Source organism: Corynebacterium pseudopelargi, assembly GCF_003814005.1.
Lineage (GTDB): Bacteria > Actinomycetota > Actinomycetes > Mycobacteriales > Mycobacteriaceae > Corynebacterium > Corynebacterium pseudopelargi.
The window spans coordinates 924,940-949,059 of the sequence record NZ_CP033898.1 but is presented as its reverse complement, the minus strand read 5'-3'; the positions used below and the strand labels follow the sequence as shown (position 1 = coordinate 949,059).

Annotated in this window: 20 protein-coding genes; 5 read left to right on the top strand and 15 right to left on the bottom strand. The window is 57.6% G+C overall.

All coding sequences use genetic code 11. The annotated features are described in order from the left end of the window. The first annotated feature begins 27 nt into the window (after positions 1–27). Positions 28–627, top strand: coding sequence for a TetR/AcrR family transcriptional regulator (locus tag CPPEL_RS04475; RefSeq protein WP_123960009.1), 600 nt, complete (start codon positions 28–30; stop codon positions 625–627). A gap of 127 nt (positions 628–754) precedes the next feature. Here the strand turns inward: CPPEL_RS04475 and CPPEL_RS04470 are convergent, their stop codons facing one another. After that, positions 755–2,509: a proline--tRNA ligase gene (locus CPPEL_RS04470; protein ID WP_123960008.1), complete on the bottom strand. Its 1,755-nt coding sequence runs from the start codon at positions 2,507–2,509 to the stop codon at positions 755–757. A gap of 104 nt (positions 2,510–2,613) precedes the next feature. Between CPPEL_RS04470 and yaaA the strand changes: the two genes are divergently transcribed. Next, positions 2,614–3,357: a peroxide stress protein YaaA gene (gene yaaA / locus CPPEL_RS04465; protein ID WP_123961225.1), complete on the top strand. Its 744-nt coding sequence runs from the start codon at positions 2,614–2,616 to the stop codon at positions 3,355–3,357. Between the two features lie 162 nt (positions 3,358–3,519). On the opposite strand, the gene CPPEL_RS04460 is transcribed toward yaaA, so the two are convergent. Then, positions 3,520–4,437: a DUF3800 domain-containing protein gene (locus CPPEL_RS04460; RefSeq protein ID WP_123960007.1), complete on the bottom strand. Its 918-nt coding sequence runs from the start codon at positions 4,435–4,437 to the stop codon at positions 3,520–3,522. Between the two features lie 199 nt (positions 4,438–4,636). After that, positions 4,637–5,380, bottom strand: a complete 744-nt coding sequence (gene cobA / locus CPPEL_RS04455; protein ID WP_123960006.1) for a uroporphyrinogen-III C-methyltransferase — start codon at positions 5,378–5,380, stop codon at positions 4,637–4,639. A 38-nt stretch (positions 5,381–5,418) separates the two neighbouring features. Here cobA and CPPEL_RS04450 point away from each other — a divergent pair, with 38 nt between their 5' ends. Continuing rightward, the gene (locus CPPEL_RS04450) at positions 5,419–6,726 is read left to right on the top strand and encodes a protein adenylyltransferase SelO family protein (RefSeq protein WP_123960005.1); all 1,308 of its coding nucleotides are present in this window, start codon (positions 5,419–5,421) and stop codon (positions 6,724–6,726) included. Here the strand turns inward: CPPEL_RS04450 and CPPEL_RS04445 are convergent. The 6 genes from CPPEL_RS04445 to mqo form a co-directional block, all read right to left on the bottom strand. Then, a complete protein-coding gene (locus tag CPPEL_RS04445; protein ID WP_123960004.1) occupies positions 6,723–8,093 on the bottom strand; it encodes a cobyrinic acid a,c-diamide synthase CobB in 1,371 nt (456 codons plus the stop codon). The genes CPPEL_RS04450 and CPPEL_RS04445 overlap by 4 nt on opposite strands. Next, complete coding sequence (cobO, locus tag CPPEL_RS04440; RefSeq protein WP_123960003.1) at positions 8,087–8,707, bottom strand: cob(I)yrinic acid a,c-diamide adenosyltransferase; 621 nt, start codon at positions 8,705–8,707, stop codon at positions 8,087–8,089. The genes CPPEL_RS04445 and cobO overlap by 7 nt, the downstream gene beginning before the upstream one ends. Positions 8,708–8,729: 22 nt before the next feature. Beyond that, positions 8,730–9,485, bottom strand: a complete 756-nt coding sequence (locus tag CPPEL_RS04435) for a DedA family protein (protein ID WP_123960002.1) — start codon at positions 9,483–9,485, stop codon at positions 8,730–8,732. 66 nt (positions 9,486–9,551) lie between these two features. Continuing rightward, positions 9,552–10,316 carry a vWA domain-containing protein gene (locus CPPEL_RS04430; RefSeq protein WP_245990509.1) on the bottom strand — a complete coding sequence of 255 codons (765 nt, stop codon included), beginning with the start codon at positions 10,314–10,316 and terminating at the stop codon, positions 9,552–9,554. Further along, a complete protein-coding gene (locus CPPEL_RS04425; RefSeq protein ID WP_123960001.1) occupies positions 10,303–11,397 on the bottom strand; it encodes a magnesium chelatase ATPase subunit I in 1,095 nt (364 codons plus the stop codon). The genes CPPEL_RS04430 and CPPEL_RS04425 overlap by 14 nt, the downstream gene beginning before the upstream one ends. 66 nt (positions 11,398–11,463) lie before the next feature. Then, positions 11,464–12,966, bottom strand: a complete 1,503-nt coding sequence (gene mqo, locus CPPEL_RS04420) for a malate dehydrogenase (quinone) (RefSeq protein WP_123960000.1) — start codon at positions 12,964–12,966, stop codon at positions 11,464–11,466. Positions 12,967–13,318: 352 nt separating this feature from the next. On the opposite strand from mqo, the gene CPPEL_RS04415 reads away from it, so the two are divergent. After that, complete coding sequence (locus CPPEL_RS04415; protein WP_123959999.1) at positions 13,319–14,350, top strand: alpha/beta hydrolase; 1,032 nt, start codon at positions 13,319–13,321, stop codon at positions 14,348–14,350. A 72-nt stretch (positions 14,351–14,422) separates the two neighbouring features. After that, positions 14,423–15,802, top strand: coding sequence for a mycothione reductase (gene mtr / locus CPPEL_RS04410; RefSeq protein WP_245990508.1), 1,380 nt, complete (start codon positions 14,423–14,425; stop codon positions 15,800–15,802). On the opposite strand, the gene CPPEL_RS04405 is transcribed toward mtr, so the two are convergent. From CPPEL_RS04405 to dxr, 6 genes are all read right to left on the bottom strand, one after another. Continuing rightward, positions 15,799–17,238 (bottom strand): cobyric acid synthase, encoded by a 1,440-nt coding sequence (locus CPPEL_RS04405; RefSeq protein ID WP_123959997.1) that lies wholly within the window; start codon positions 17,236–17,238, stop codon positions 15,799–15,801. The two genes, mtr and CPPEL_RS04405, sit on opposite strands and share 4 nt — an antisense overlap. 3 nt (positions 17,239–17,241) lie before the next feature. Further along, positions 17,242–18,114: a type I methionyl aminopeptidase gene (map, locus tag CPPEL_RS04400; protein WP_425453814.1), complete on the bottom strand. Its 873-nt coding sequence runs from the start codon at positions 18,112–18,114 to the stop codon at positions 17,242–17,244. Positions 18,115–18,151: 37 nt separating this feature from the next. Next, positions 18,152–20,014 carry a penicillin-binding transpeptidase domain-containing protein gene (locus CPPEL_RS04395; RefSeq protein WP_123959996.1) on the bottom strand — a complete coding sequence of 621 codons (1,863 nt, stop codon included), beginning with the start codon at positions 20,012–20,014 and terminating at the stop codon, positions 18,152–18,154. A 64-nt stretch (positions 20,015–20,078) separates the two neighbouring features. Continuing rightward, positions 20,079–21,254: a flavodoxin-dependent (E)-4-hydroxy-3-methylbut-2-enyl-diphosphate synthase gene (gene ispG / locus CPPEL_RS04390; RefSeq protein WP_123959995.1), complete on the bottom strand. Its 1,176-nt coding sequence runs from the start codon at positions 21,252–21,254 to the stop codon at positions 20,079–20,081. A 211-nt stretch (positions 21,255–21,465) separates the two neighbouring features. Beyond that, positions 21,466–22,680: a M50 family metallopeptidase gene (locus tag CPPEL_RS04385; RefSeq protein ID WP_123959994.1), complete on the bottom strand. Its 1,215-nt coding sequence runs from the start codon at positions 22,678–22,680 to the stop codon at positions 21,466–21,468. 38 nt (positions 22,681–22,718) lie between these two features. Next, positions 22,719–23,882, bottom strand: coding sequence for a 1-deoxy-D-xylulose-5-phosphate reductoisomerase (gene dxr / locus CPPEL_RS04380; protein ID WP_206608942.1), 1,164 nt, complete (start codon positions 23,880–23,882; stop codon positions 22,719–22,721). Between the last annotated feature and the right edge of the window lie 238 nt (positions 23,883–24,120).

Here is a 24,120-nt window from a genome sequence, read left to right as displayed (position 1 = left end):
ACATGAAGGTATACTAGGATGTGAACGGTGTCAACATCGAATCGAGAAAACTACCACCACGGCGATTTAAGAACAGCGCTACTACAGCGCGCGCTGGCGATGCTCCAAACCTCACCCAGCCTTTCTTTACGAGGCCTAGCCAAGGAAGAAGGAGTGAGCCCAACGGCGGTCTACCGGCACTTTTCCGATAAACAAGCGCTCGAATCTGCGCTCGCAGCACATGGCTACAACCAGCTCCACCTCAAGCTGCAACACACCAATGCAACAATTGAGCGCGCTGAAGATCTGTGGCGCATGGCCTACACCTACGTTGTGTGGGCACAAGAAAATCAGCCACTGTTTTCACTGATGTTTACCACCGAATGCGACCCCACCGCGCCAGAGCGAGTAAAAGCAGTACGAGAAATCACGAGCTTTTTAGCCAGCCAAATTGCCCATTGGTACCCGAAGCAATATGACGAGGCGTTTCTAAGTGCAATTTGGTCACTGGTTCACGGCATGGCCACATTGGCCATGCAAGGCAAAATCTTTAGCCCCACCCCAGCCATCCCCGCTGAGCAAAGTGCAGAAGAACTCCAAGAACATGTCCGCACTTGCTGGCAAGCGTTGATGGCAACCGCAAAATGATGATCTCTAGAGGTCAGCACCAGACTTCGATGGTTCGGAAGATCTAAGAAAAACAAAACACCCGAAAATGCCCGTTGGGGTCAGCCCCCTTTGAGCATTTTCGGGTGAGTACAGATACCGCTTCTGGCTACTTCAGCAACCCAACCAGGGTTTGAGCAACATTCGAAGCATCGACTTCCTCAGCCTCCTGGCCCGCGCGGCGCAACTCGACCTTGCCGTCCTTGAAGGCGCGACCAAGCACCACAACGTAGGGCATGCCAAGCAGTTCGGCGTCTTTGAATTTCACACCGGGGCTGACTTTGGGGCGATCGTCGAAAAGCACATCGATGCCTGCTGCATCAAGATCAGCCACAAGCTGCTCGGCGGCCTCGGCTGCCTCCTTGTCCTTGTTGGCAACCACCACGTGCACCTTATAAGGCGCTACCTCTACTGGCCAGTTCAAGCCCTTATCATCGGCACGTTGCTCTGCAAGCACACCCAGCAGGCGGGTGATACCGATGCCGTAGGAGCCCATGGTGGGGATGGAACGCTTGCCGTTTTCATCCAGGATCTGCACGTCGAAGGCCTCGGTGTACTTGCGACCAAGCTGGAAGATGTGCCCGATCTCAATACCGCGTTCGAGGGTGAGCACGCCCTGGCCTTCTGGTGCCGGGTCGCCCTCTTTAATTTCAGCAGCCTCAATGTATTCGTCGATCTCGAAGTCACGGCCGACGGTCAGCCCAACGACGTGGCGCTGCGGCGCATCAGCACCAGTAATCCAGGAAGTACCACGCACCACGCGAGGATCTGCGTAGACCTTCACGTCATTGGCAATCAGCGCACGCGGTCCAACATAGCCCTTGACCAGGAAGTCGTTTTTGGCAAAATCTTCCTCGGAGGCAAGCTCAACCTCTGCAGGTTCAAGCGATGCCTCGAGGCGCTTCATGTCTACTTCCCTATCGCCGGGCAGCAACACGCCAGCAAGTTCCCATTCCTTGGCACCGGGCTGCTTGGTCTTGACCACGATGCACTTCAGTGTGTCGGAAGCTTCTACCGCACGGCCTTCTACCTGCACGCCGGCATCATTGGCCCACTGCACCAAGGCGGCGATGGTTTCAGACTGCGGCGTGTCATGCTCTACTGCTTCGGGGGCCTCAGCGGGATCACGCTCAACACCGGGTTGAGTGACCACGGCCTCCACATTGGCGGCGTAATCACCCTCGGTGGCACGCACGAACGTGTCCTCACCTGCAGGCGAAATGGCGAGGAATTCCTCGGAGGCGGAACCACCCATGGCGCCGGACGTCGCAAAGCAAATGGCGTAATCCACGCCAAGACGATCGAAAATCGCCTGATAAGCCTTGCGGTGGTTCTGATAGGACTGCTCAAGGCCTTCATCGGTCATGTCGAAGGAATAGGAATCCTTCATCACAAACTCGCGGCCACGAAGAATACCTGCGCGGGGGCGCTCCTCATCGCGGTACTTGGTCTGAATTTGGTACAGGGTGACAGGGAAATCCTTGTAAGAGGAATACATGTCTTTTACCGCGGTGGTGAACATCTCTTCGTGGGTAGGCCCAAGGAGATAATCAGCCTGCTTGCGGTCTTTCAGACGAAACAGCGAATCGCCATACTCAGTCCAACGATTGGTCTGCTCATAGGGCTCCTTTGGCAGCAGTGCAGGAAAGAGGAGTTCCTGGGCGCCAAAGCGATCCATTTCCTCGCGCACAACTTGTTCAATATTGCGCACAGTGCGCAGGCCAAGGGGCAGCAAGGTGTACACGCCCGGGGCCACACGGCGGATATAGCCGGCACGAACCAGCAGCTTGTGGCTTAGAACTTCAGCATCTGCGGGATCCTCGCGCAGCGTGCGCAAAAACAGGTTGGAAAGGCGTGTAATCATGGTTGGGGATTCTACCCGACGCCAAGGTGCTGGTCTGCTTGGCTCGACCACTGAGAAGAAGCCTTGCTCACAGCACCCCTAAAGCAGGCAACTATTGTGGTGGCATGCTCATCGTCCTTCCTCCCTCAGAAACTAAGGCCTCCGGTGGCGAAGGCGCACCGCTGGATTTCGAGTCGCTTTCCTTTTCAAGCCTGAACGAAACCCGCCGCGCAATCGCCCGCGACCTCGCCGCACTTCCCGTTGATCAGGCCTTGGAAGTCTTGGGCATTTCAGAAAAACTTCGCCCCGAGGCCGAGGCCAATCGCGCACTCATGAGCGCCCCAACCATGCCCGCAATTCTGCGCTACACCGGGGTGCTTTTCGACGCCCTCGATGCCCCTTCCCTACCCAAGCAATCGTGGGAACGCCTCGCCATTGGTTCGGCGCTGTTTGGTGTGGTGGGTGCTCAGGACATGATCCCCAAGTATCGACTTTCCGGAGGCACCAAGTTGCCCACCTCAGACGGGCAACTACCCACCATGAAGAAGCGCTGGGGCAAAGCAATCACTGAGGCGCTACAGGAATCTGAGGAGCTGATCTTGGATTTACGTTCAGGCACCTATCAGCAACTTGGTCGCGTACCGGGCGCTGTGACCGTACGTGTGGAATCCGTACAAGCAGATGGCTCACGCAAAGTGGTCAGCCACTTTAATAAGCATTACAAGGGGCTTGTAGCTAGGGAGCTGGCATTGTCTGATGCCCAGCCTCAAAATTCCTCCGAGGTTGCCGCCGCTGCGCGGGATGCCGGCTTTGTTATCGAAGAAAACGAAAAGAAACCACTGGAGCTCACCATGGTGGTGAAAGGTTAGCAGTCCGATAACCCAATCATCTGGTAGCTCGTCTCTGCCGATCATCCGCCTGAACAGGCACACCGCGGGTCTTATGGCATCAGGATTTCAACCTGCAACCTAGGTGCCCGGCGCGTTGCTGGGGCTTCACCACATTCAGAAATTGATTAAGACAGAAATTGATTAAGACTGAGGTTCCTCACAGCTAGTCGCTGCTCTTGCCGCAGAAAGGACTCTCTCCAAAGCCGCTTTGTTTCTATCATTTTGCGTAATTGAGTCGATAACTGGGCGCTCGCTTTTTAGGATGGCGCCATGATTGAGATCTTCGATGGTTCGTTCGTGCAAGTGTAATTTCGACTCGAATGTAAATATTTTGGTCGGGTGAGAGACAGCGAACTCCTTTACAACCCAGGCATAACGAGAGTCTTCGACCAGCTGATATTCAATTGCTCGTTTCACCAGCGCACAGACCCAATCGGCGAATTGGATGTTCGTAGAAAGTTTACTATCAACGTGCATCGGCGGTTCCAGAATGCGCCACATCTCCGGAAAGCTAGATCCACGACCGTAGATGTGGGCATACATGCCCGGTAGGCGCTGTTTTCTGCTCTTTTCATTGATTTGATCCATGAGGACCAAGATATTTTCTTCTTCATGTGCAGCATGCCGAGCGAGTCGGTTTAATGATTCGCGCATTGCGGATTCTTCACGCTGCTTGAATTCAGCCGGCCCACAGTTCGTTTCTTTTGGCGTTCCCATAGGTTTTTCTTCAGCGTAATAAAACAGGTGTCCCCCCAATTGCTGAAGCCTACGAAGGAGCCTTTTCAAAATTCGCAAATTCTGACGGCGTTCCAAATGAGCCTTGGCGAATAGCAGATCAGACCCCTTGAGCTCCCATTGCCCAGGTACTTCAGCTTGACTGAGCTCTTTGCTGAAATACTTTTTCTTCAAATTCACCACGAAGGCGCTGAACTCCCGGGCCCGGTTTTCGGGGATTACAAATCCTCCATAGCCGAAGGCGGGGCTGTCGGAATAACGCTTATGCGATGGATGAACAAAAGCCCCCGTATGGCCGATTTCGTCTAAGTACGCCAGCAACACACTGGGAATTATATAGACGCGGCCCCCTATCGGGGGCCGGAGTTGCTGCCCGGAGCGTTCTTGCTTTCGCTCAACTCTGGCGTACGGCGTTTAGAATATCAGCTGCAATGTCAGATTGCCACGGCAACCACCGAGTTTTCGCTCTTTCGAGGTTTTCAACGACGATGATCTCGAGTGCCGAAACTCAACCCAGCCCCACCTACAGCCCCGCGACCTCGCCAATCACATACACAGCCGGCGGCTTGATCTCGTGCTCTTGCATCGTTGCCCCAAGCGTGCCCAGCGTGCAGCGCACCACGCGTTCGGCTTCGGTGGAACCTTCCTGGATCACCACCACGGGTGTGTCGGCATCGCGGCCAGCCTCCAGCAGTGCGGTAGCAATTTTCGGTGCGTTCTTCACGCCCATGATCACGCTCAGGGTGCCGCCGGTGCGGGCCAGCGCCTCCCAATCATTCAGGCTCTTTTCGTGCCCTGGGGGCAGGTGCCCGGAAATGACGGTGAAGTTATGCACCACGCCTCGCTGCGTCACTGGCACTCCGGCAAGCGCTGGCACCGACACTGCGCTGGTCACACCTGGCACTACTTCGCAGGGCACCCCAGCCTCGGCGCAGGCCTGCAGCTCCTCGAAGCCACGGCCGAAAATATATGGGTCGCCGCCTTTGAGTCTGGCTACTTTTTTGCCTGCCAGGGCGTGTTCGATTAGCAGTTCATTGATGCGTTCTTGGGCTACTTGTTTGCCGTAGGGCAGCTTGGATACGTCGATGATGTGCTTCGTGGAGACGTCGACAAGCTTGGAGAGCTCGGCGGTCGGTCCTAGGTGATCGGCGAGGATGACCTCGGCTTCTTGCAGCCTATGCATGCCGCGCACAGTGATTAAGTCCCAGGCGCCGGGGCCGCCCCCGATCAGTGTGACAGGGTGGATTGGCTGCAAACGTTCATTCATGGGTTGTAATTCTAACGCGCTGGCTTAGGCTTGCATCCATGCTCTCGCATTCCTTCGCCACAGCCCTGCCCAATTTTGTTAGCCCTTGGCGCGTTGAGGCATGGCCAGATGCCCACATCAAGCTGCTCAACCCGGATTTTCAGCTTGACGACGCCACCCTGTGGCAACTCCTCAAACAAGAAGGACATGCGCAGGCGTATGCAGGCCACCAGTTCGGCCAATTTGTTCCGATGCTCGGCGATGGCCGCGCGGTGCTGTTGGGTGAGATCGACACTGCCTTTGGCAATAAAGAAGTACACGTCAAAGGCTCCGGACCTACCCCCTATTCCAGGCGTGGTGACGGCAAAGCGCAGCTTGGCCCTGTGCTTCGCGAATACCTCATCAGCGAATTCATGCACGCAGTGGGCATCCCCACCACCCGCGGTTTGGCCGTGATCACCACCGGGGAAACCATCGCGCGGCAAACACTCCAGCCCGGCGCGGCCTTGGTGCGCGTGGCGGATTCCCACCTGCGCGTGGGCACGTTCCAATTAGCCGCGATTCGTGGCCGCGAGCAGGTCCTTGAGGTACTGCGCTATAGCGCGCAGGTATTAGATGTGGAGGCAGACACCGAGGAAGCAACGGCCGAGGCGTTGTTGCTTCGTGTGATGCAATCGCAGGCAACCCTGGTGGCCAAGTGGATGCGCATCGGCTTTGTGCATGGGGTGATGAATACCGATAACTGCTCTCTTAGCGGCGAAACGCTGGACTACGGCCCGTGTGCGTTTATTGATGCGTTTGATGGCAACGCCGTATTTTCTTCCATTGACCAGCAAGGTCGCTATAGCTTTGGCAACCAGCCGCATATCGCCGCGTGGAATATGGTGCGGCTTGCCGAATGCTTTGTGGGCATCCTCGATGTCGATACCCTCAATGCCTTGGTTCAGGAATTTCCCGCTCTCTACCGCCAGGCCTGGGTCGATGAGATGGCTCCGACAATCGGCCTATCATCATCGCCTGAAGCACTTGAGCTTCTCGACGATCTCCTGGTGTTGCTTCAAAACCACAATCCCGACTATCACAGCCTCATATTGAAGCTGCGTAATAATCCCGAGGGAGCACACCAGTGGCTGCAGCCTTGGATCCAGCGCTGGCAAGCACTTGAGCCGGATCGGGAGTTGATGCAAGCGCACATGCCTAATTGGATTCCGCGCAACCACATTGTGGAGCAGGTGATTCAGGCCGCATTGAACCAGGACTGGGATGTTGTGCGTGAACACCTCATGTATGCCCGTGACCCCTTCAATGCGCCGGTGGCAAAGGCACCAGAGAATCCCACCCCTTATGTCACCTACTGTGGCACCTAGGCTTGAAACTGTGCTGCTGCCTGCACAAAGTTTCGCACGGCCTGCGGTGTAGCCGCGGGGTGCACGTGAAGGTAGGAGGCGTGGATATTATCCCGCACGAATCCTTCGCGGGCTGCTTTGCCATCCCAGAGCTTCCAGCCCCACGCTGGTGCGAAACCGGCCACGTGTCCTGAGTCCAATTGGGTGTGGTGGAACTCGTGGCCCATCACCCGTTCGCCTGCGCGATACAACAGTGAATCTGTTAGCGCCACAGCCTCGCGGTAGCCAAGGGTAAGCCTTCGTCCCATCGCAGCCTTGGTGCCGATCACACCTAACATTGGGTGATCTCCGAGTGTGTCGAGCAGCCATAGCAGCCCAGCACACTCAGCATGCACTGGCATGCCTTGTTCGATGGCGTGGCGTACCTGTTGGCGAAGCTGCACCCTCGAAGCTAACGCCGCGCAGTGCTCTTCAGGAAAACCCCCGGGGATAATCAAGCCATCGCAGGCAGGCAGATCCTCATGCAGTGGATCAAAATCCACCACCTGTGCTCCTGCGGCACGCAGCACCTCGATGTGTTCGGCGTAGGTAAAAGAAAACGCAGGGCCGCCAGTCATGGCGATGCGCGGTTGGCCGGCCACCGGCTTGATCCCTGGGGTCCAAGCAGGCGCAGGTTTCGGTTTGCGCGCAAGGGCGACCACGGCATCGATGTCCACGTATTCTTCCACCATGTGCGCCATGGCGTCGATCGCCTCGCGTGCTTGCATCAGCTCCCCGGAGGTAACCAGCCCTAGATGCCGCGAAGGCACCTCTGCATGATCTACTCGCGGGATTGCCCCAAGTACTTCTACCCCTTGGGCTTCGACTGCCTTTCGGCAGACTTCAGCGTGGCGCGGGGTGCCCACCTTGTTCAGGATCACCCCGGCGATGCGTACCGAATCCTCTGCGGTGGCAAAACCACGGACGATAGCGCCCACCGACTGGCTGGTGCCACGCACGTCCACCACAAGCACTACCGGCAGCCCGAGCAGGGCTGCCACCTCTGCCGTGGAGCCTTCGGCAAGGGCCTCGGTGTGGGTGGGCTCGGCGGTGATGCGGCCGTCGAAAAGCCCCATCACACCTTCTACAACCGCAATATCCCTGCCTGCAGCGCCGTGGGCATACAGCCCTTGGACCAGCGAGCGCCCGCACATCACCGTGTCCAAATTGCGCCCACGACACCCAGCAGCCATGCCGTGATACCCAGGATCAATGTAGTCTGGGCCGACCTTGAAAGGGGCCACCTTCATGCGCTTTGCAAGGGCTGCGATCAGCCCGGTGGCGATGGTGGTTTTCCCCGAGCCGGAACTGGTTGCAGCGATAACGGCACCGGGGGCAGCCGCTACCATTCGATGCCCTTCTGCCCCTTACGGCCAGCGTCGAAGGGATGCTTGATCTTGGTCATTTCAGTAACCAGGTCTGCCACCTCGATCAGCTTCGGGTCCGCATCGCGGCCGGTGATCACCACATGCTGCTTGCCGGGGCGCTGCTGCAGCGTTGCTACAACGTCATCGATATCGATCCACCCCCACTTGATCGGGTAGGTGAACTCGTCAAGCACGTAGATATCGTGAGCCTCGTTGTCCAGGCGGCGCTTGATCTCCTCCCAGCCCTCAGCGGCATCACGGGCGTGATCCTCATCAGAGCCCTGCTTTTTAGCCCAAGACCAGCCCTCGCCCATCTTGTGCCATTCCACTGCCCCGCCCTCGCCTGTTTGCTCATGCAACTGGCCAAGACGCTTAAAAACGCTCTCCTCACCCACGCGCCACTTGGCGGATTTTACAAACTGGAACACCCCAACATTCAAGCCCTGATTCCAGGCGCGCATCGCCATGCCAAAGGCTGCGGTGGATTTTCCCTTGCCCTTGCCGGTGTGTACGGCAGTAATGGGCAGATTGCGGCGCTGGCGTGTAGTGAGGCCATCGTCTGGGATATTTGCGGGATCAAGTTTGCCCTGTGCCATCAGTTACGTCCTCCTATGCGCCTTATTTGGCGCCACCATTGTTCTTGATTCCACCAGCCGGATTCTTCCGCGCCGACCAGATAACAAAGACCACGATAGCGATCACCACATAATTGGAAATCTTTGCGTACTGCTTGAGCAGATCCACCGCAGGTTCACCAACGGCGTAGCCGAACCAAAAATACGCACCGCGCCACACCAAGGCGGAAATGTAGTTAAGAACTAAAAACCACCACAGCTTCATCCCCCGGATACCAGCGACGGTAAAGACCACCAGGCCAATCGGCAGCGGGATCGGCACATAGGCTAGGAAAAAGCCGAAGGCACCAACCTTGTCCACCACCCGCTCGGCGCGGGCGTAGTTGCGTGCAGCACGCTTAGAAGAGCTCGCCCACATGTTGATGATCTTGCGTCCCCAAAGCTTGCCCGCCCACCAGTAGACGAAGTTGAACTTAATCAACATCAAAGCGCCCAGCACGATAGGCCACAGCACGGGCAGATCTTCGCCAACTTTAATCGCCGAGCCCAAAGCGGCAGTGCCGGTACCCGAGCCTGTGAGCGCCACTAGCCAGGGCAAACGCGAAATCTCTGCCAGCATCCAGGCACGCAGCGGCATGATGGCCAAGCCATAAAGGCCAGCCACCAGCATCAACCCTAAGCACCAATAATCAGCCTTCGTGGGATTGGCTGTGAGCATGGCAAGCGGGTTTTCCTCGCTTGGCTGCGTTGTTTGCGCCGGGTCTTCTGTGGGCTGTTCTCCCGAATGCTTTTCTTTCACGCTGGGAAGTATAGGGGACAAACTCCATCAAGCCGCGTTGGCAACGAGCACCCAAAGCCGCTGCCCTTACACAGCGGCCACAACCTCACTGAGCGCGTCGGCATTTAAGGCTTCGAGCTGCACACAGATGCCACCAAGTTGTATCGCAAGCTCCTTGGCAAGGCCGAGTTTGATCCTCTTGCCTTGCTCGGCATCAATGACCACACTGCCCGCCAGGCCGCGCTGGGCGATGATGCCAGCAGCTTTTCTGGCACCTTCGATGCCTGCGGCCCCGGTTGCCCTGCCATCGGAGAGCACCACCAGCAGCGCCCGGCGCCCGGGTTCTTTGCGGTATTCACGCAAGATCAACTCATGGGCAGCCATGAGCCCTTCGCCTAAGGGCGTGCGCCCGCCGGTTTTTAAACCCTCGAGCCTTCGCACGGCAACATCAATGGAACCGGTTGGTGGCAACACCAACTCTGGTTGAGCCCCGCGCACCGAAATCACCGCCACTTTATCGCGGCGCTGATAGGCATCCTGGAGCATCGACAACACCGCACCGGTAACCGATTCGAGGCGATCTCTCGCAGCCATTGATCCAGAGGCATCGACGAGGAATACGATCAAATTCGATTCCATCCCTCGGCGCAGTTGCCCGCGGAGGTCACGGCCTTGCAAGCGCAGCATCTCGCCATCGATCACAGCGCCGCGCTCGGCGGCTGCACGGACAGTGCCTACCAGGTGCAAGCCGTGCCCGCCTTTGATGGCGCGCACGCTCGCGCCCTGAGCAGAATAGGCTTTAGAACGCCTTCCCGGTACGCCTTCTTCGCCAATACCGCTACGACGAAACACCTGGGGTGCGAAAGGGAGCGCCCGATGTGGCGCTGTCCTCCTTGCCGTCTTGGGTGGGGGTATCGGTGGGTTGTTCAGGCTCTGGCGATTCCGGCTGCTGTTGCTGCTCTGGTTCTTGTTCTTGCTCTTCTTGCTGCTTCGCCTCCGATTCATCCGGATGCTGCTGTTGTGCCTCATCCATAGCATCGTCGAGCTGTTGTTGATCTAAGCCTGGTTCATCAAAAGGATTACGGCGCTTGCGGTGCGGCAGCGCGAGTTCGGCAGCGATGCGAATATCTTCGTCTTCTACCTTCGAGGCCCCACGCCAGGCGGCATGAGCCAAGGCAGTACGGGCAATCACCAGATCAGCGCGCATGCCATCAACATCAAAAGAGGCGCACAAGTGCGCGATGCGGGCAAGGTTGACATCGGAAAGCTGCAGGGATCCAAGACGCGATTGTGCAGCAATGATCTGATCAGCCAGCGCCGCATCTTGAGCTGCCCACTGGGCTACAAATTCTTCCGGCTGCGCCTCAAAAGCCAGCCTGCGGCGCATCACTTCTGCGCGCACTTCCACATCCCGAGAGGCCGTCACGTCCACCGCTAGACCGAAGCGATCGAGCAACTGGGGGCGCAATTCGCCTTCTTCTGGGTTCATGGTGCCAACCAGCACAAAATTGGCAGAGGAGCTAAAAGAGACGGAATCGCGCTCCACCGTCACCACACCGGTGGCGGCTGCATCCAATAGCGCGTCCACGAGGTGATCGGGCAGCAGATTGACTTCATCTACATACAGCACTCCCCCGTCGGCTTCTGCAAGCAACCCCGGTTGGTACTCGGCTTTGCCTGTGGTGAGCACCGTTTCCATGTTGATGGAACCAACCACGCGGTCATCGGTGGCGCCGATGGGGAGGTTGATCAGGGGGGCGTCGAAAAGCAGACGTGCAAAAGCCCGCACCGTGGTGGTTTTCGCTGTGCCTTTTTCCCCTCGAATCACCACCCCACCGATGCGGGGTTGGATGGCGCTAAGAATCAGCGCCAATTGCAGGCGTTCTTGGCCAACTACGGCCGAGAAGGGAAAGAGGGTGCGCGAGTCTGCCACGAGTGCGGGCTCCTTGATCGACAACGGTTGAGCTATTGCGCCGCGCCGACCAAGGGCAGGCGGACCTTAGTCTTGGTCGAGCTGCAGCGTCTTTTGAGTGTACTCCCACATCTCTTCGAAGAGCTGCTGATCAGTTGCAAGCTTCACGCCATAAGAGGGGACCATTTCCTTGATCTTGTCGCCCCACTCCACCATGTGATCGCCGAAGCAACGCTCCAGCAGCTCAAGCATGGCAGCCGGTGCGATCGAGGCGCCAGGAGATGCACCCAAAAGACCAGCGATGGTGCCGTCGGCAGAGTTGATCAGCGAGGTACCGAAGGCCAGCTTGGAGAAGGTCGGGCCAACCACCGGCTGAATGGCCTGCACGCGCTGACCTGCGGTAACAAGCTCCCAATCCTCATCGCGAGCCTCGGGCATGAATTCGCGCAGGGATTCCATGCGAGCTTCACGGCCCTTGAGCACCTCGGTGATCAGGTACTTGGTCAAGGCCATCTCCTGCACACCAACGCCTGCATACGACAGCAGGTTGGTGGGCTTGATGGACTTCAGCAGATCGAACCAGGAGCCCTGCTTGAGGAACTTCGGGGTCCAACCAGCATAAGGGCCAAAGAGCAGGCCCTTCTCACCGTCGATCACGCGGGTATCGAGGTGCGGAACCGACATCGGCGGTGCGCCCACCGAGGCCTTGCCATAGACCTTTGCGGCGTGGCGTTCAATGATCTCCGGGTTGGTGCAGCGCAGCCACTCACCGGAGACAGGGAAGCCACCCCAGCCGCGAATTTCGCGGATGCCGGACTTTTGCAGCAAGGGCAGCGCCATGCCGCCGGCACCAACGAAGACGAACTTGGCGCGCACGACCTGCACATCGCCGTTGTGGACGTTTTTAACTTCTACCTTCCAGCCGGAGCCATCGCGGTTGATATCGCGAACCTCATGGCCGTAGCGAATTTCGGTGCCCTTTGCCTCTGCGTCCTTCAAGAACTGCTTGGTCAGCGCACCGTAGTTAATGTCGGTTCCGACATCGGTCCAGCTCACCGCCACCTCTTCGCTGGCGGGGCGGCCCTCAGCCATCAAGGGCAGCATCTCGGCGAACTTCTCGCGATCCTGGGTAAATTCCATGCCCGGGAACAGGGGGTGCCCAGCCAAAGCGTCGTAGCGCTTCTTCAGATACTCCACCTGGTCTGCACCGCGGCCGAAGGATACGTGCGGCACGGGGTTAATCCACTCGCGGGGGCTCGGCAAAACGCCCTGGTTTACCTGGTAAGACCAGAACTGACGCGATGCTTGGAACTTTTCGTTCACGCCCAGCGCCTTGGAAATATCGATCTTGCCGTTGACCTCTGGGGTGTAGTTCAGCTCGCACAGTGCGGAGTGGCCGGTACCGGCATTGTTCCAAGGCGAGGAGGACTCCTCGGCTGGGCGATCCAGGCGCTCGAACACAATCTGGGACCAATCGGGCTGCAGGGTACGCAGCATGGCGCCCAGCGTCGCGCTCATCACGCCGGCGCCGATGAGGACAACGTCGACTTCGTCGCTCACCTTGGGGGTGGTCTTCTTGGAAACTGACATCTTCAAACTTCCTTGAACTCTTGCGTCTTCGAAACCGCGTGCGGCCTGGGAAAACCCTTCATCTTTTCCAAACCCATCGCCACGCCCCGGGGGTGATTTTGAGAAAAATTCCCCATCACCGTTCAGGCGCAGGCTTCGGTTTGCTGTCTGCCCATTTTACCCCTCAGCACCCGAACAGAGTGCACCCATGGCCGCAATCTTGCGGATAGATGCACTTTTTAATGCCTGATATGGAAGAACAACATCCACACCCAACACCCCCGTTTGGGGCAGCTTTTCGACGCCCAACGCCCACATCACCCGATTCTGGCACCCAACGATGCCGCCGTGATGAGCACTAGCATGGGCAAGCATGAATCACGCACACAGCGCACCCGAGCCAACACCGTGGTATCCCGATGCCTTAGGCCCGGATTTTCAAGCGCGCACCTTTGATCTAGGACACGACCCCGATGGCGAAGGCCATGTGGCAGCAGTCCTCGTGCGCTACCTGCCTGAGTCTTGCGATGATTTTGCTCAACGCCCCGCCCTCTTGCTGATCCACGGCATGACCGACTACTTCTTCCATCAACACATCGCTAAGCGCTTCCACCAGGAAGGTTTCGCCGTGTATGGGATCGACCTGCGCAAGTCAGGCCGGGCGCACCTCACCGGCCAGCGTTGGCACTACGCCAGCGATATGCGACTGTATTTTGAAGAACTCAACACGGTAAGCGCACAGCTTTTAGCCACTCACCCAACGATGGTGCCCATCGCGCACTCCACCGGAGGGCTGATTGCTGCATTATGGATGGATGAGTTGCGTGGCAGTGATCAGCCAACACATTCGGCAATTCCGGCACTGATTTTGAATTCGCCCTGGTTAGATATGCAGTTCCCGCCGCTGATGGTCAAGGCCTTACGTGGGGTACTGCACTCCCGGCTGGGCAACCGGATGCTGCGTGGCGGCTTTGGTGGAAAACTGCCCAGTAACTATGGGCGTTCTTTGCACGCCAGTGCCGAGGGCGAATGGCATTACGATCTGCACCTCAAACCTATCCGCGGCCACAAGAAGTACCCTGCGTGGATCAAAGCCGTGGATGCCTCCCAGCAGCGCATCCATGCCGGGGCGGTGGATGTGGGTGTGCCGGTACTGACATTGCATGCCAAGCGTTCCTTTTTTCATACCCGCTTCGCCGAGCAAGCTAAACGCGCCGATACGGTGCTCGATGTAGAGCAAATTCGCAGGCGAGCCCCGCTTTTAGGCCAGGACGTGACGGTGGTTGCCATTGATAATGCCGTCCACGATGTCTTTTTATCCAGTGATAAACCCCGCAACGATGCAATACAAGCCTGCCTAAAGTGGTTGAAGGAATTAGGCCTGCCAGACACACTGGCACAGTAGAGCCCTATTGCCTTAGGCCTCCACCTCAGAGGCCTCTTGGCAGGTGTACAGCAGAATATCTAAGGAGCAATCTTGAGCAAGCACTATGACCTCATCATTATCGGCACCGGTTCCGGTAACTCCATCCCTGGAGTAGAAAACCACCACAAGTCCATCGCCATTGTGGAAAAAGGCCGCTTCGGAGGCACCTGCCTGAACGTCGGCTGCATCCCCACCAAGATGTTCGTTTATGCCGCTGAGGTTGCTCGCACCATCAAGGAGGCAGAGAAGTTCGGTATTAGCGCCAAGATCGAAGATATTGACTGGCCTTCGATTGTCTCTCGCGTGTTTGATAAGCGCGTCGATCCGATCGCCGATGGTGGCGAGGAGTATCGGCGCGGACCGAAGACCCCCAATATCGACGTCTACGACCAGCACGCTCGCTTTGTAGGCCCGAAGACGATCCTCACCGGCCAGGGTGACAAGGAAGTAGAGATCACCGGCGATGAGATCGTCATTGCCACCGGTGCGCGCCCCTTTATCCCGGATACCATCACAGATTCCGGGGTGGAGTACTACACCAACGAAAACATCATGCGCATCCCCGAGCTGCCTGAGTCGATGATCGTGTACGGCGGCGGCTATATCGCCATGGAGTTTGCGCACATGTTTGATGCTCTGGGTGTAGAGGTCAAGATTGTCAACCGCTCCGAGAAGCTGCTTCGCCACCTCGACGCCGAGGTCTCCGATGCCTTCACTGAGCTGACCAAGAAGGCTATGGAAACCCACCTGGGCTCCAATATCGCTTCTGCCGCCCAAAAAGATGGTGGTGTGGAAGTGACCCTGGAAAATGGCACCAAGGTCGAAGGCGATTTGCTGCTTGTTGCTACCGGACGCACCCGCAATGGTGACCAGATGGATCTGGATAAGGCCGGTATTGAGATGGACGGCAGCCGCATCAAGGTCGATGAATATGGCCGCACCTCGGTTGAGGGGATTTGGGCTCTTGGCGATGTCTCCTCGCCCTACCAGCTCAAGCATGTGGCAAACGCTGAGATGCGCGCTATTAAGCACAACCTTGAGCACCCAGACGATTTGCAGCAGCTTCCTCACGAGCATGTGCCTGCTGCGGTGTTTACCAACCCGCAGATCGCCACGGTGGGCCTCACCGAGGAACAAGCACGTGAAGAAGGTCTGGATATCACGGTCAAGGTGCAGCGTTACGGCGATGTCGCGTATGGCTGGGCTATGGAGGATGACACCAGCTTTGCCAAGATCATTGCCGATAAGCACAGCAAGCAGATCCTGGGCGCTCACTTTATGGGCCCGCAGGCATCCACGCTTTTCCAGCAGATCATCACCGCCATGAACTTTGGCATCGATGCTGAACGTCTGGCGAAAGACGAGTACTGGATCCACCCAGCACTGCCGGAACTCACCGAGAACGCCCTGCTGGGACTGGACTTTAGCTAGATTTCACTCAGCAGCTTTTCCACATCTAAGCGCCGCTCGATCACATCTGCCAAAAGATCGAGTTGGCGCTCTCTTTCTTTGGCAAAGCTGGTGTCTTGGCTCAGCACGAACTCAGTTTTGCCGTTGGCTGCGGCGATCTCTGCTAAAAAGTTTCGCCTGAAGGCATCGTCTTCCATCTGCCCATGGCGGTGGGTGCCAAAGCTCGTGGCCTTGCGCGCACCTTCATCACCAATCCACGGCAGCTCATTGTTGCGCACCACTTGGCCAAAGTGCACTTCATAGGCGCCGTTGCTGTGTGTTTGTAGTATTTTGGGCTCGCAGAACTCAATGTCTGCATCGAATATGCCCAGCCCCGCTACTGGGTGCGTGGCATCAGCTTCCACCTCATCGGTGATCGTGGTGCACAGCATTTGAAAGCCACCGCAAATACCAAGGATTGGTTGATGCTTGGCTGCTCGTTGTTGCAGGGCTGTGGCAATGCCATGTTGAGCAAGCCAAGCGAGATCACTCAGCGTGGCTTTGGATCCCGGTAGAACGGCAAGGTCGGCATCTAATACCGAGGTGGGATCGTCTACCCAGCGCACGCTCACACCCGGTTCGCAGGCAAGGGCTTCTACGTCGGTGGCATTCGATATCCGCGGCAGGCGGATCGCTGCCACCTGCAGCCGGTCGCTTCCTAGCGGTGGGTGCTTCGGGCCGATACTCGTGCCGATGGCTGATTGCAGGGAATCTTCGGCATCAATCCACAAGCCCTCGACAAAGGGCAGCACGCCGATGGTGGGCACGCCCGTCATCGCCTCGAGTGAATCGAGGCCTGGTTGCAAGATCGACTCGTCCCCGCGGAATTTATTAACGATAAAGCCTTTGATTCGCGCGCGATCTTCTGCCTTGGATATCTGGTGGGTGCCATAAAAATGCGCGAGCACTCCCCCGCGGTCGATATCACCAACGAGGTACACGGGCAGGTCTGCGGCTTCGGCCAGCCCAAAGTTGGCTACGTCTGTGTCGCGCAGGTTAATTTCTGCCGGTGATCCCGCACCTTCGCACACCACTACCTCGTATTGCTCGCGCAATCCGGCCAATACTTCGGCGGCAACTTGGCGAAGGTGGCTTCGGTGCTCAATGTAGCTTTTGGCGTTCACGTTGCCTGTGGCTTTGCCTAACACCACCAATTGGGAGCTGTGATCAGAGCCTGGCTTGAGCAAGATGGGGTTAAAGGCCACCGAAGGTTCCAGGCCACAGGCTGCGGCTTGGAGCGCTTGGGCACGCCCGATCTCTCCGCCTTCTGGGGTGACGGCAGAGTTATTGGACATGTTTTGTGCTTTAAAGGGCGCCACCTGGATCCCGCGTCGAGCAAGCGCCCGGCACAGCCCTGCCACCACCACAGACTTGCCGGCATCGGAGGTACAGCCGGCAATCAGCACCGCCTTGCCCATGGTTTAGATGTTCTCGTCGGGCAGGGTGAGGATCTCGTTGCCGTCTTCGGTAATCAAGATGGTGTGCTCGAATTGTGCGGAGAATTGATAGTCGGTGTTTTGCACCGTCCAGTCGTCTTCCCAGATCTCATAGTCCAACCCACCAAGGTTGAGCATTGGCTCGATGGTTAAGGTCATGCCGGGGACAAGTTCGTTGGTATAGCGTTCGGAGTCGAAGTGCAGAACCACTAGGCCATTGTGGAAGGTGGTGCCAATGCCGTGGCCGGTGAAGTCTTCTACCACCGAGTAGCCAAAACGCCTGGCGTAGCTTTCGATTACTCGCCCAATGACGTTGATTTGCCTGCCGGGCTTGGCTGCCTTGATTCCTCGCATCGTGGCTTCTTTGGTGCGTTCTACTAACAGGCGATGCTCTTCGCTGACGTTGCCGGCAAGGAAGGTGGCGTTGGTATCGCCGTGCACACCGTTTTTATAGGCGGTGACGTCGATATTGACAATGTCGCCGTCTTGGATCACGGTGCTATCTGGGATGCCGTGGCAGACAATCTCGTTGAGGCTCACGCACACGGATTTGGGAAAGTTCCTATATCCCAAGCATGAAGGGTATGCGCCGTGATCGAGCATGTATTCATGGGCGATCCGGTCGAGTTCGTCGGTAGTAATACCCGGCTGCACGGCGGCACCGGCCACGTGCAGCGCATTGGCAGCAATCTTGGATGCCTCGCGCATGGCCTCGATGGTTTCCGGTGTTTGCACAAAAGGCTCGCCCATGGCTTCTTGGACAGAGTCTTTCCACACATATTCCGGTCGCGGAATCTGCTTCGGTACGGTGCGAATCGGCGTTGGGGTTCCAGGTGTCAGTGGTGCGCGAGTAGCCATGCCCACCATGCTAGCGCCGAAGCCTAGCTTTTCGACGTTAGGGTTGTGGTTGAGGCTCAGGCGGCAGCGATCCCCCACTGCGCAATTCATCGAGGGTGTTAAAGAACTTATCTGTAACAGCCACTGCTGTTTCTGATCCGCCACCGAGCACGACCAGGGTGGCAAAGGCAATGTCGTCTTCGCGGTAGCCGGTAAACCAGGCATGGGAGCCGTTATTAATTTCCGCCTCACCGGTCTTGGCAAAAATTTTGCCGCCTTGTTGGCTCATGCCTGCAGCCGTACCGCCGCCGGCGGTAACCGCCGCCATCAAGTCGCGTAATTGCTCAACGGTCTTCGGCTCGGGGCTTCGCGAGTCTCCTTCTACTTTGGTTTCGCGGCTTGAGATCAGCGTTGGCACCGGGGTGTGCCCGGCAGCCGCGGTGGCTGAAACCATGGCCAAACCGAAAGGACTCACCAGCACTTCACCTTGGCCATAGCCTGCTTCGGTGCGTGAAAGCTCAGTATCGCCGTGGGGAATATCCCCGGTGACAGTAGCGATGCCAGGGATGTCGTAATCAACGCCGATGCCGAACTCTTTTCCTACATCTTCAAGCTGGCCTGGATGCAATTTGGTGGAGATATCGGCAAAGGTGGTGTTACACGACCTGGCAAAGGCTTGTTGGAGTGGGACGTTGCCCAAAGAAAAACCGTTGTAGTTATTCACCACGCGCCCATAGATATTCATGCTGCCTGGGCATGGCACGATGCTGCCGGGATTGAGGTCTTGATCTTCAATTCCCGCCGATGCGGTGATGATCTTAAACGTAGATCCGGGCGGATACATGCCGGTAAGAGCAATATCGCCGTCTTCATCGGCCTTATCAGTCTGGGCAATAGCCAAGATCTGGCCGGTTGAAGGCCGCACGGCTACAAGCACGGCCTTTTTATCCGCGCGAAGATTCACTGCCTCTTCGGCTGCACGCTGCACGTAGTGATCCAGGCTGATTTCCACGGAAGGAGCAGGATCTGGGGCGTGGTATTCAAGCTGCTCAAGCTCTGCCCCATCGGAGGTCACCGCAGCTACTTTCCAACCGTTTTGGCCTTCTAAATCATCGGAGATCAAAGAGGTAACCCTGGCCACCACATCGGGAGCAAAATTCGGGTCGGTATTCACCATGGCCGCCTCGGGGTTCATCCGAACCCCAGGTAAAGCCTCCAGCGAGTCTTTCAGCCGCTCGCCGGTTTCTTTGCTCAAGGTGGTCACCGAATAGGTGCTGGTGGCGTCCTTGATGGTCTTTTCTAATTCCTTCAAGTCGGGCACCTGCACCGTCTCGTCAAAACCGTGGGCAGCTTGTAGTTGAGCTACCAGGCTTCGGGCAATAGTGCCAGCATCGCTTAATTGATCCGGCTCAATCAGCACCCGGTAGACGGTGCCTGGCACCAATACATCCGCGCCATCGGAGGAAACAACGCTGGCCTTTTCGGCATTCACGGCCCGAAGTTCCAAGTGCTGATTAGCCCCCAGCTTCGGGTGCAGAGCGGCAGGCTGCCAACGAATCGACCAATGATCATTGATGCGATTGAGCGTCATGTCGGATTCGTAGACAAAATCGCGATCCCTTGGCAGATCCCAGTGGTAACGCACTTTCGCGGTGGCGATGGAGTCGTTTAAGTCGACGTCGACAAGCTCGGCCTCTATCCCTTCGGCCTGTAAGCCTTTCCAGGATTGCTCTAAGGTCTCTGCGGCGCCGGGATCGTCGGAAAGCGCCGCTGCCTGCTGGAATTGTTGGTTACTGAGTTCTTCGAGGAATTCCTCAACCACTGGTTTTGCCGAGGCGGGTTTGGGAGTGCACGCGGCAAGCGAGACGGTCATGCTGGCGATGACTGTGGTTGCAAGTGCTCGCTGCCAGGGTTTTTTCATGCGAAAAAGGCTAACACCGCCGATACAAAGATCGACGGTGCAACACCAATGCCCACAGAAAAATCTAGCGAGTGACCTTGACCTGAGGCCCGGAGCCCTCTTTAATCTCGATGCCTTCTTCTTCGCAGATGCGCATGGCTTCCTCGATGAGGGTTTCCACGATCTGGGATTCAGGCACAGTCTTAATCACTTCGCCCTTGACAAAGATCTGCCCCTTGCCGTTGCCAGAAGCCACACCAAGGTCAGCGTCGCGAGCCTCACCGGGGCCGTTGACCACACAGCCCATCACGGCAACGCGCAGTGGCACATCCATGCCCTCAAGTGCGGCGGTGACTTCTTCTGCCAGCGAATACACATCAACCTGTGCACGGCCGCAGGACGGGCAGGAGACAATTTCGAGGCCGCGTTCGCGTAGGTTGAGCGACTGCAGAATTTGATCGCCCACCTTGATTTCTTCTACAGGATCGGCAGACAAGGACACGCGAATGGTGTCGCCGATGCCGTCGGCAAGCAAAGAGCCAAAGGCCACAGCGGACTTGATGGTGCCCTGGAACTTCGGACCTGCCTCCGTAACGCCCAGGTGCAGCGGGTAATCGCATTGAGCCGCGAGCTGGCGGTAGGCCTCCACCATGATCACTGGGTCATTGTGCTTGACCGAGATGGCGATATCGCCAAAGCCGTGCTCCTCAAAAAGCCCGGCCTCCCAAAGCGCAGATTCCACCAATGCCTCTGGGGTTGCCTTGCCATATTTTTCCATCAGGCGCTTATCCAAAGAACCTGCGTTCACGCCGATGCGGATCGGGATATTGGCCTCGCCTGCGGCCTTGGCCACCTCTTTCACGCGGCCATCGAATTCCTTGATATTGCCGGGATTCACGCGCACCGCGGCACAGCCGGCGTCGATGGCGGCAAAGATGTACTTCGGTTGGAAGTGAATATCGGCGATCACCGGGATGGGTGATTTCTTGGCGATGATCGGCAAAGCCTCGGCGTCCACCGTCTTCGGGCAGGCCACGCGCACGATATCGCAGCCGGTAGCAGTAAGCTGCGCGATCTGCTGCAAGGTGGAGTTAACGTCGTGGGTCTTGGTGGTGGTCATCGACTGCACCGAGACGGGGTAATCGGAACCAACGCCGACGTTGCCCACCATCAATTGGCGAGTTTTACGCCTTGGGGCAAGTACCGGTGGTGGTGCATCTGGCAAGCCGAGTCCGATGGGTTGTCCACTCGTGGAAGTCAAAAGTTTGCTCCTTGCTGATCCAGCAGGTGATAAGGCACGAGGTTTGCTGGCCTTAAGCCTGCTGGCGGGTTTTAATGTGGTGCAGGAATCGTTGTAGCAGTCTAGCACCGCTGATGGCCTTGGCTGAGGTAGCGGCTGTATCGCCTCGCGCACAATGGGCGCGCAGGCGAATTATCCAAACAGTCGCGCAGGGGTTTTATCCAAAGATCTGTTACCCGAAGATTCTTACTGGGTTGACCACATCGGCGATAATCACCACCACACCGATGGTGAGCAGCAGCCCTGCCACGGTGATCGTCAGTGGCATGAGTTTGGTGTAATCGGCAGGACCGGCTGGCGCCAGGCCGCGCAGCTTGCGGATCTTGTCGCGGATGACCTCGTAGAGCACCACCGCAATATGCCCGCCATCAAGCGGAGGCAGAGGCACCAGGTTAAACAGCGCCAAGAAGAGGTTGAGGTTAGCCAGCAGCATGAAAAATGTTGCCCAGGAATCCCTTTGTGCGAGTTCGCCGCCAACTCGGGAGGCGCCCACCACGCTCATGGGGCTTTCTTTATCGCGCTCGGCACCGAAAATCGAGGCAGCTACTCCGGGGATTTTTGCAGGAAATGCCGCCAGGCCCTGGCCTGTGGCTTTGAGCCATTCCCCACTAAAACGCAAGGTTGCCGGCACGGCTTCTGCCGGCCCGTATTGCACAATCACATCCTTGATCGGCGCAGAACTCACGCCGATAGCGCCCACAGTTTTCGTTTCCCCGGTGGTAGTCAAGCGCTCTACTGCGGCTACCTCCACCGGGATCTGCAGCTGCTGGCCATCGCGTTCGATGTCCAGGGTGATGGTTTGGCCGGGATATGCACGCACGGCTTCGGCCACCGAAGGGAAATCGGGGGTGTCTTGGCCTTCAACGGCCAGAATCGTATCGCCTACGGCAAGCCCTGCTTCTTGGGCAGGGCCTGTGCCCTGGCATTCGCTTAAGGTATTGGCATCAATTTGTGTTGCTGGCACGCAACTGAGTTCGCCCACGTGGGCGCGAAGATCCACGTTTGGGTTGGGCAGGCCGTTGCCCACTGCCACGCCATAGAGCAGCACGAGGGTGATCAGCACATTCATGATGATGCCGCCAAGGAGCACAATCACGCGCTGCCACCAGGGCTTATTCCTCATTGCATGGGGTGCTTCTTCGGCGGTGACTTCGTCTTGATTCGTCATTCCCGCGATATCGCAGAACCCGCCCAAGGGCACGGCTTTGAGGCCATATTCGGTATGCCCTTTACGCCAGGAGAACACCGTGGGGCCAAAGCCTACAAAATAACGCCGCACACGCATGCCAAAGGCGCGTGCTGCCATGAGGTGGCCAAGCTCATGCAGCGCGATGGTCACGGCGATACCGAGCGCGAATAGCGCTACGCCAAGCAAATAGGACCCCACTGATTCTCCTTATGTATTCATCCAGGCTCAGAAGGCCTCTAGCTTAGGCCAGCTAGCTTTTCGACGACCACGTTCGCACGCCTGCGCGCTTCGCGCTCGTGTTCAAGCACTTCCGCGATGCTGCTCACCGAGCCTGCAAAGTCACTCGCACCGTCGAGCACCTCGGCAATGGTATCGACGATTTGCGGGAATCGGATGCGCCCTTGCAAAAACGCCTCGGCAGCCTGTTCATTTGCCGCGTTATATACCGCCGAATAGCTACCGCCTGCCGCTGCTGACGCCCGAGCCAGCGGGATAGCCTCAAATTGTGGTTCGACTGGGAAGAATTCCCAGGTGGAGGCCTGGCCGAAGTCTAAGGAGGCTTGGGCGTGTGGCACGCGCTTTGGCCACGCCAGTGCGTGGGCGATGGGCATCTTCATCGAAGGTGGCGAGGCCTGGGCGATGGTTGCGCCATCGCAGAAGGTAATCATGGAGTGCACGATGGACTGCGGGTGTACTACCACGTCGATCTGATCGGCGGGAACGTCGAATAGCAAAGTTGCCTCAACCAATTCGAGGCCTTTATTGACCAATGTGGCGGAGTTCAGCGTGTTCATTTGCCCCATAGACCAGGTGGGGTGCTGGGCTGCCTGCTTCGGGGTCACGTTCCACATTTGCTCGCGCGTCCAACCACGAAATGGCCCGCCGGAGGCGGTGAGCACAAAGCGGTCCACTTCCTGGCGCTCACCGGCACGAAGCGATTGCGCCATGGCAGTGTGTTCTGAGTCCACGGGGACGATTTGGCCCGGTTTGGCAGCCGCCATAACCAATTGGCCACCGGCAACAAGCGATTCTTTATTGGCCAGCGCAAGTATCTCCCCGGCCTCGATGGTGGCCATGGTGGCATCAAGGCCCATGGAGCCAACCAGGGCATTTAACACGGTATCGGCTGCCACCTCGCGCACGAGTTGGGCTGCGGAGTCTTTGCCTGAACGCACCGGCGCGCCAAGCTGATCGCTTAAGCGTTTGGCTGCCTCGGCATCTGCTACGGCGATCACGTCTGCCGAGAGGTCAAATTGTTTGGCCTGTTGGGCCAGTAATTCCACATTTGATCCGGCGGCTAGACCTACAACTTCGAAGCGATCGCGATTATCGGCGATGACGTCGAGTGCTTGGGTGCCTATAGAGCCGGTGCTGCCAAGAATAAGAATCCGCTGAGTCACAGTGCGCATTATTCCATGCCCGCTGCTTTGTGCTGATTCTTGAAAATAGCCTTCGCGTTCACCCCAATGGCTACCCCCTTAAGGGATACTACTTTGGTTGGAGCCTTCAGCACTCTGATCTGTCACTTTATGCAGGCCAGCGCCTAAGCGGGGCGTTTGTACCCAGCCCAAGGTGAACTGGGTTACAAAAGTGTCGTGTTATGGCCTGAGCTTCTCGCATGTGCACGGGCAAATGTGC

Coding starts and splice junctions, on each gene's coding strand:
- CPPEL_RS04470 (WP_123960008.1), bottom strand. CDS start 2,509: ATGATTACACGCCTTTCCAACCTGTTTTTGCGCACGCTGCGCGAGGAT.
- yaaA (WP_123961225.1), top strand. CDS start 2,614: ATGCTCATCGTCCTTCCTCCCTCAGAAACTAAGGCCTCCGGTGGCGAA.
- cobA (WP_123960006.1), bottom strand. CDS start 5,380: ATGAATGAACGTTTGCAGCCAATCCACCCTGTCACACTGATCGGGGGC.
- CPPEL_RS04450 (WP_123960005.1), top strand. CDS start 5,419: ATGCTCTCGCATTCCTTCGCCACAGCCCTGCCCAATTTTGTTAGCCCT.
- CPPEL_RS04445 (WP_123960004.1), bottom strand. CDS start 8,093: ATGGTAGCGGCTGCCCCCGGTGCCGTTATCGCTGCAACCAGTTCCGGC.
- cobO (WP_123960003.1), bottom strand. CDS start 8,707: ATGGCACAGGGCAAACTTGATCCCGCAAATATCCCAGACGATGGCCTC.
- mqo (WP_123960000.1), bottom strand. CDS start 12,966: ATGTCAGTTTCCAAGAAGACCACCCCCAAGGTGAGCGACGAAGTCGAC.
- CPPEL_RS04415 (WP_123959999.1), top strand. CDS start 13,319: ATGAATCACGCACACAGCGCACCCGAGCCAACACCGTGGTATCCCGAT.
- CPPEL_RS04405 (WP_123959997.1), bottom strand. CDS start 17,238: ATGGGCAAGGCGGTGCTGATTGCCGGCTGTACCTCCGATGCCGGCAAG.
- map (WP_425453814.1), bottom strand. CDS start 18,114: ATGGCTACTCGCGCACCACTGACACCTGGAACCCCAACGCCGATTCGC.
- CPPEL_RS04395 (WP_123959996.1), bottom strand. CDS start 20,014: ATGAAAAAACCCTGGCAGCGAGCACTTGCAACCACAGTCATCGCCAGC.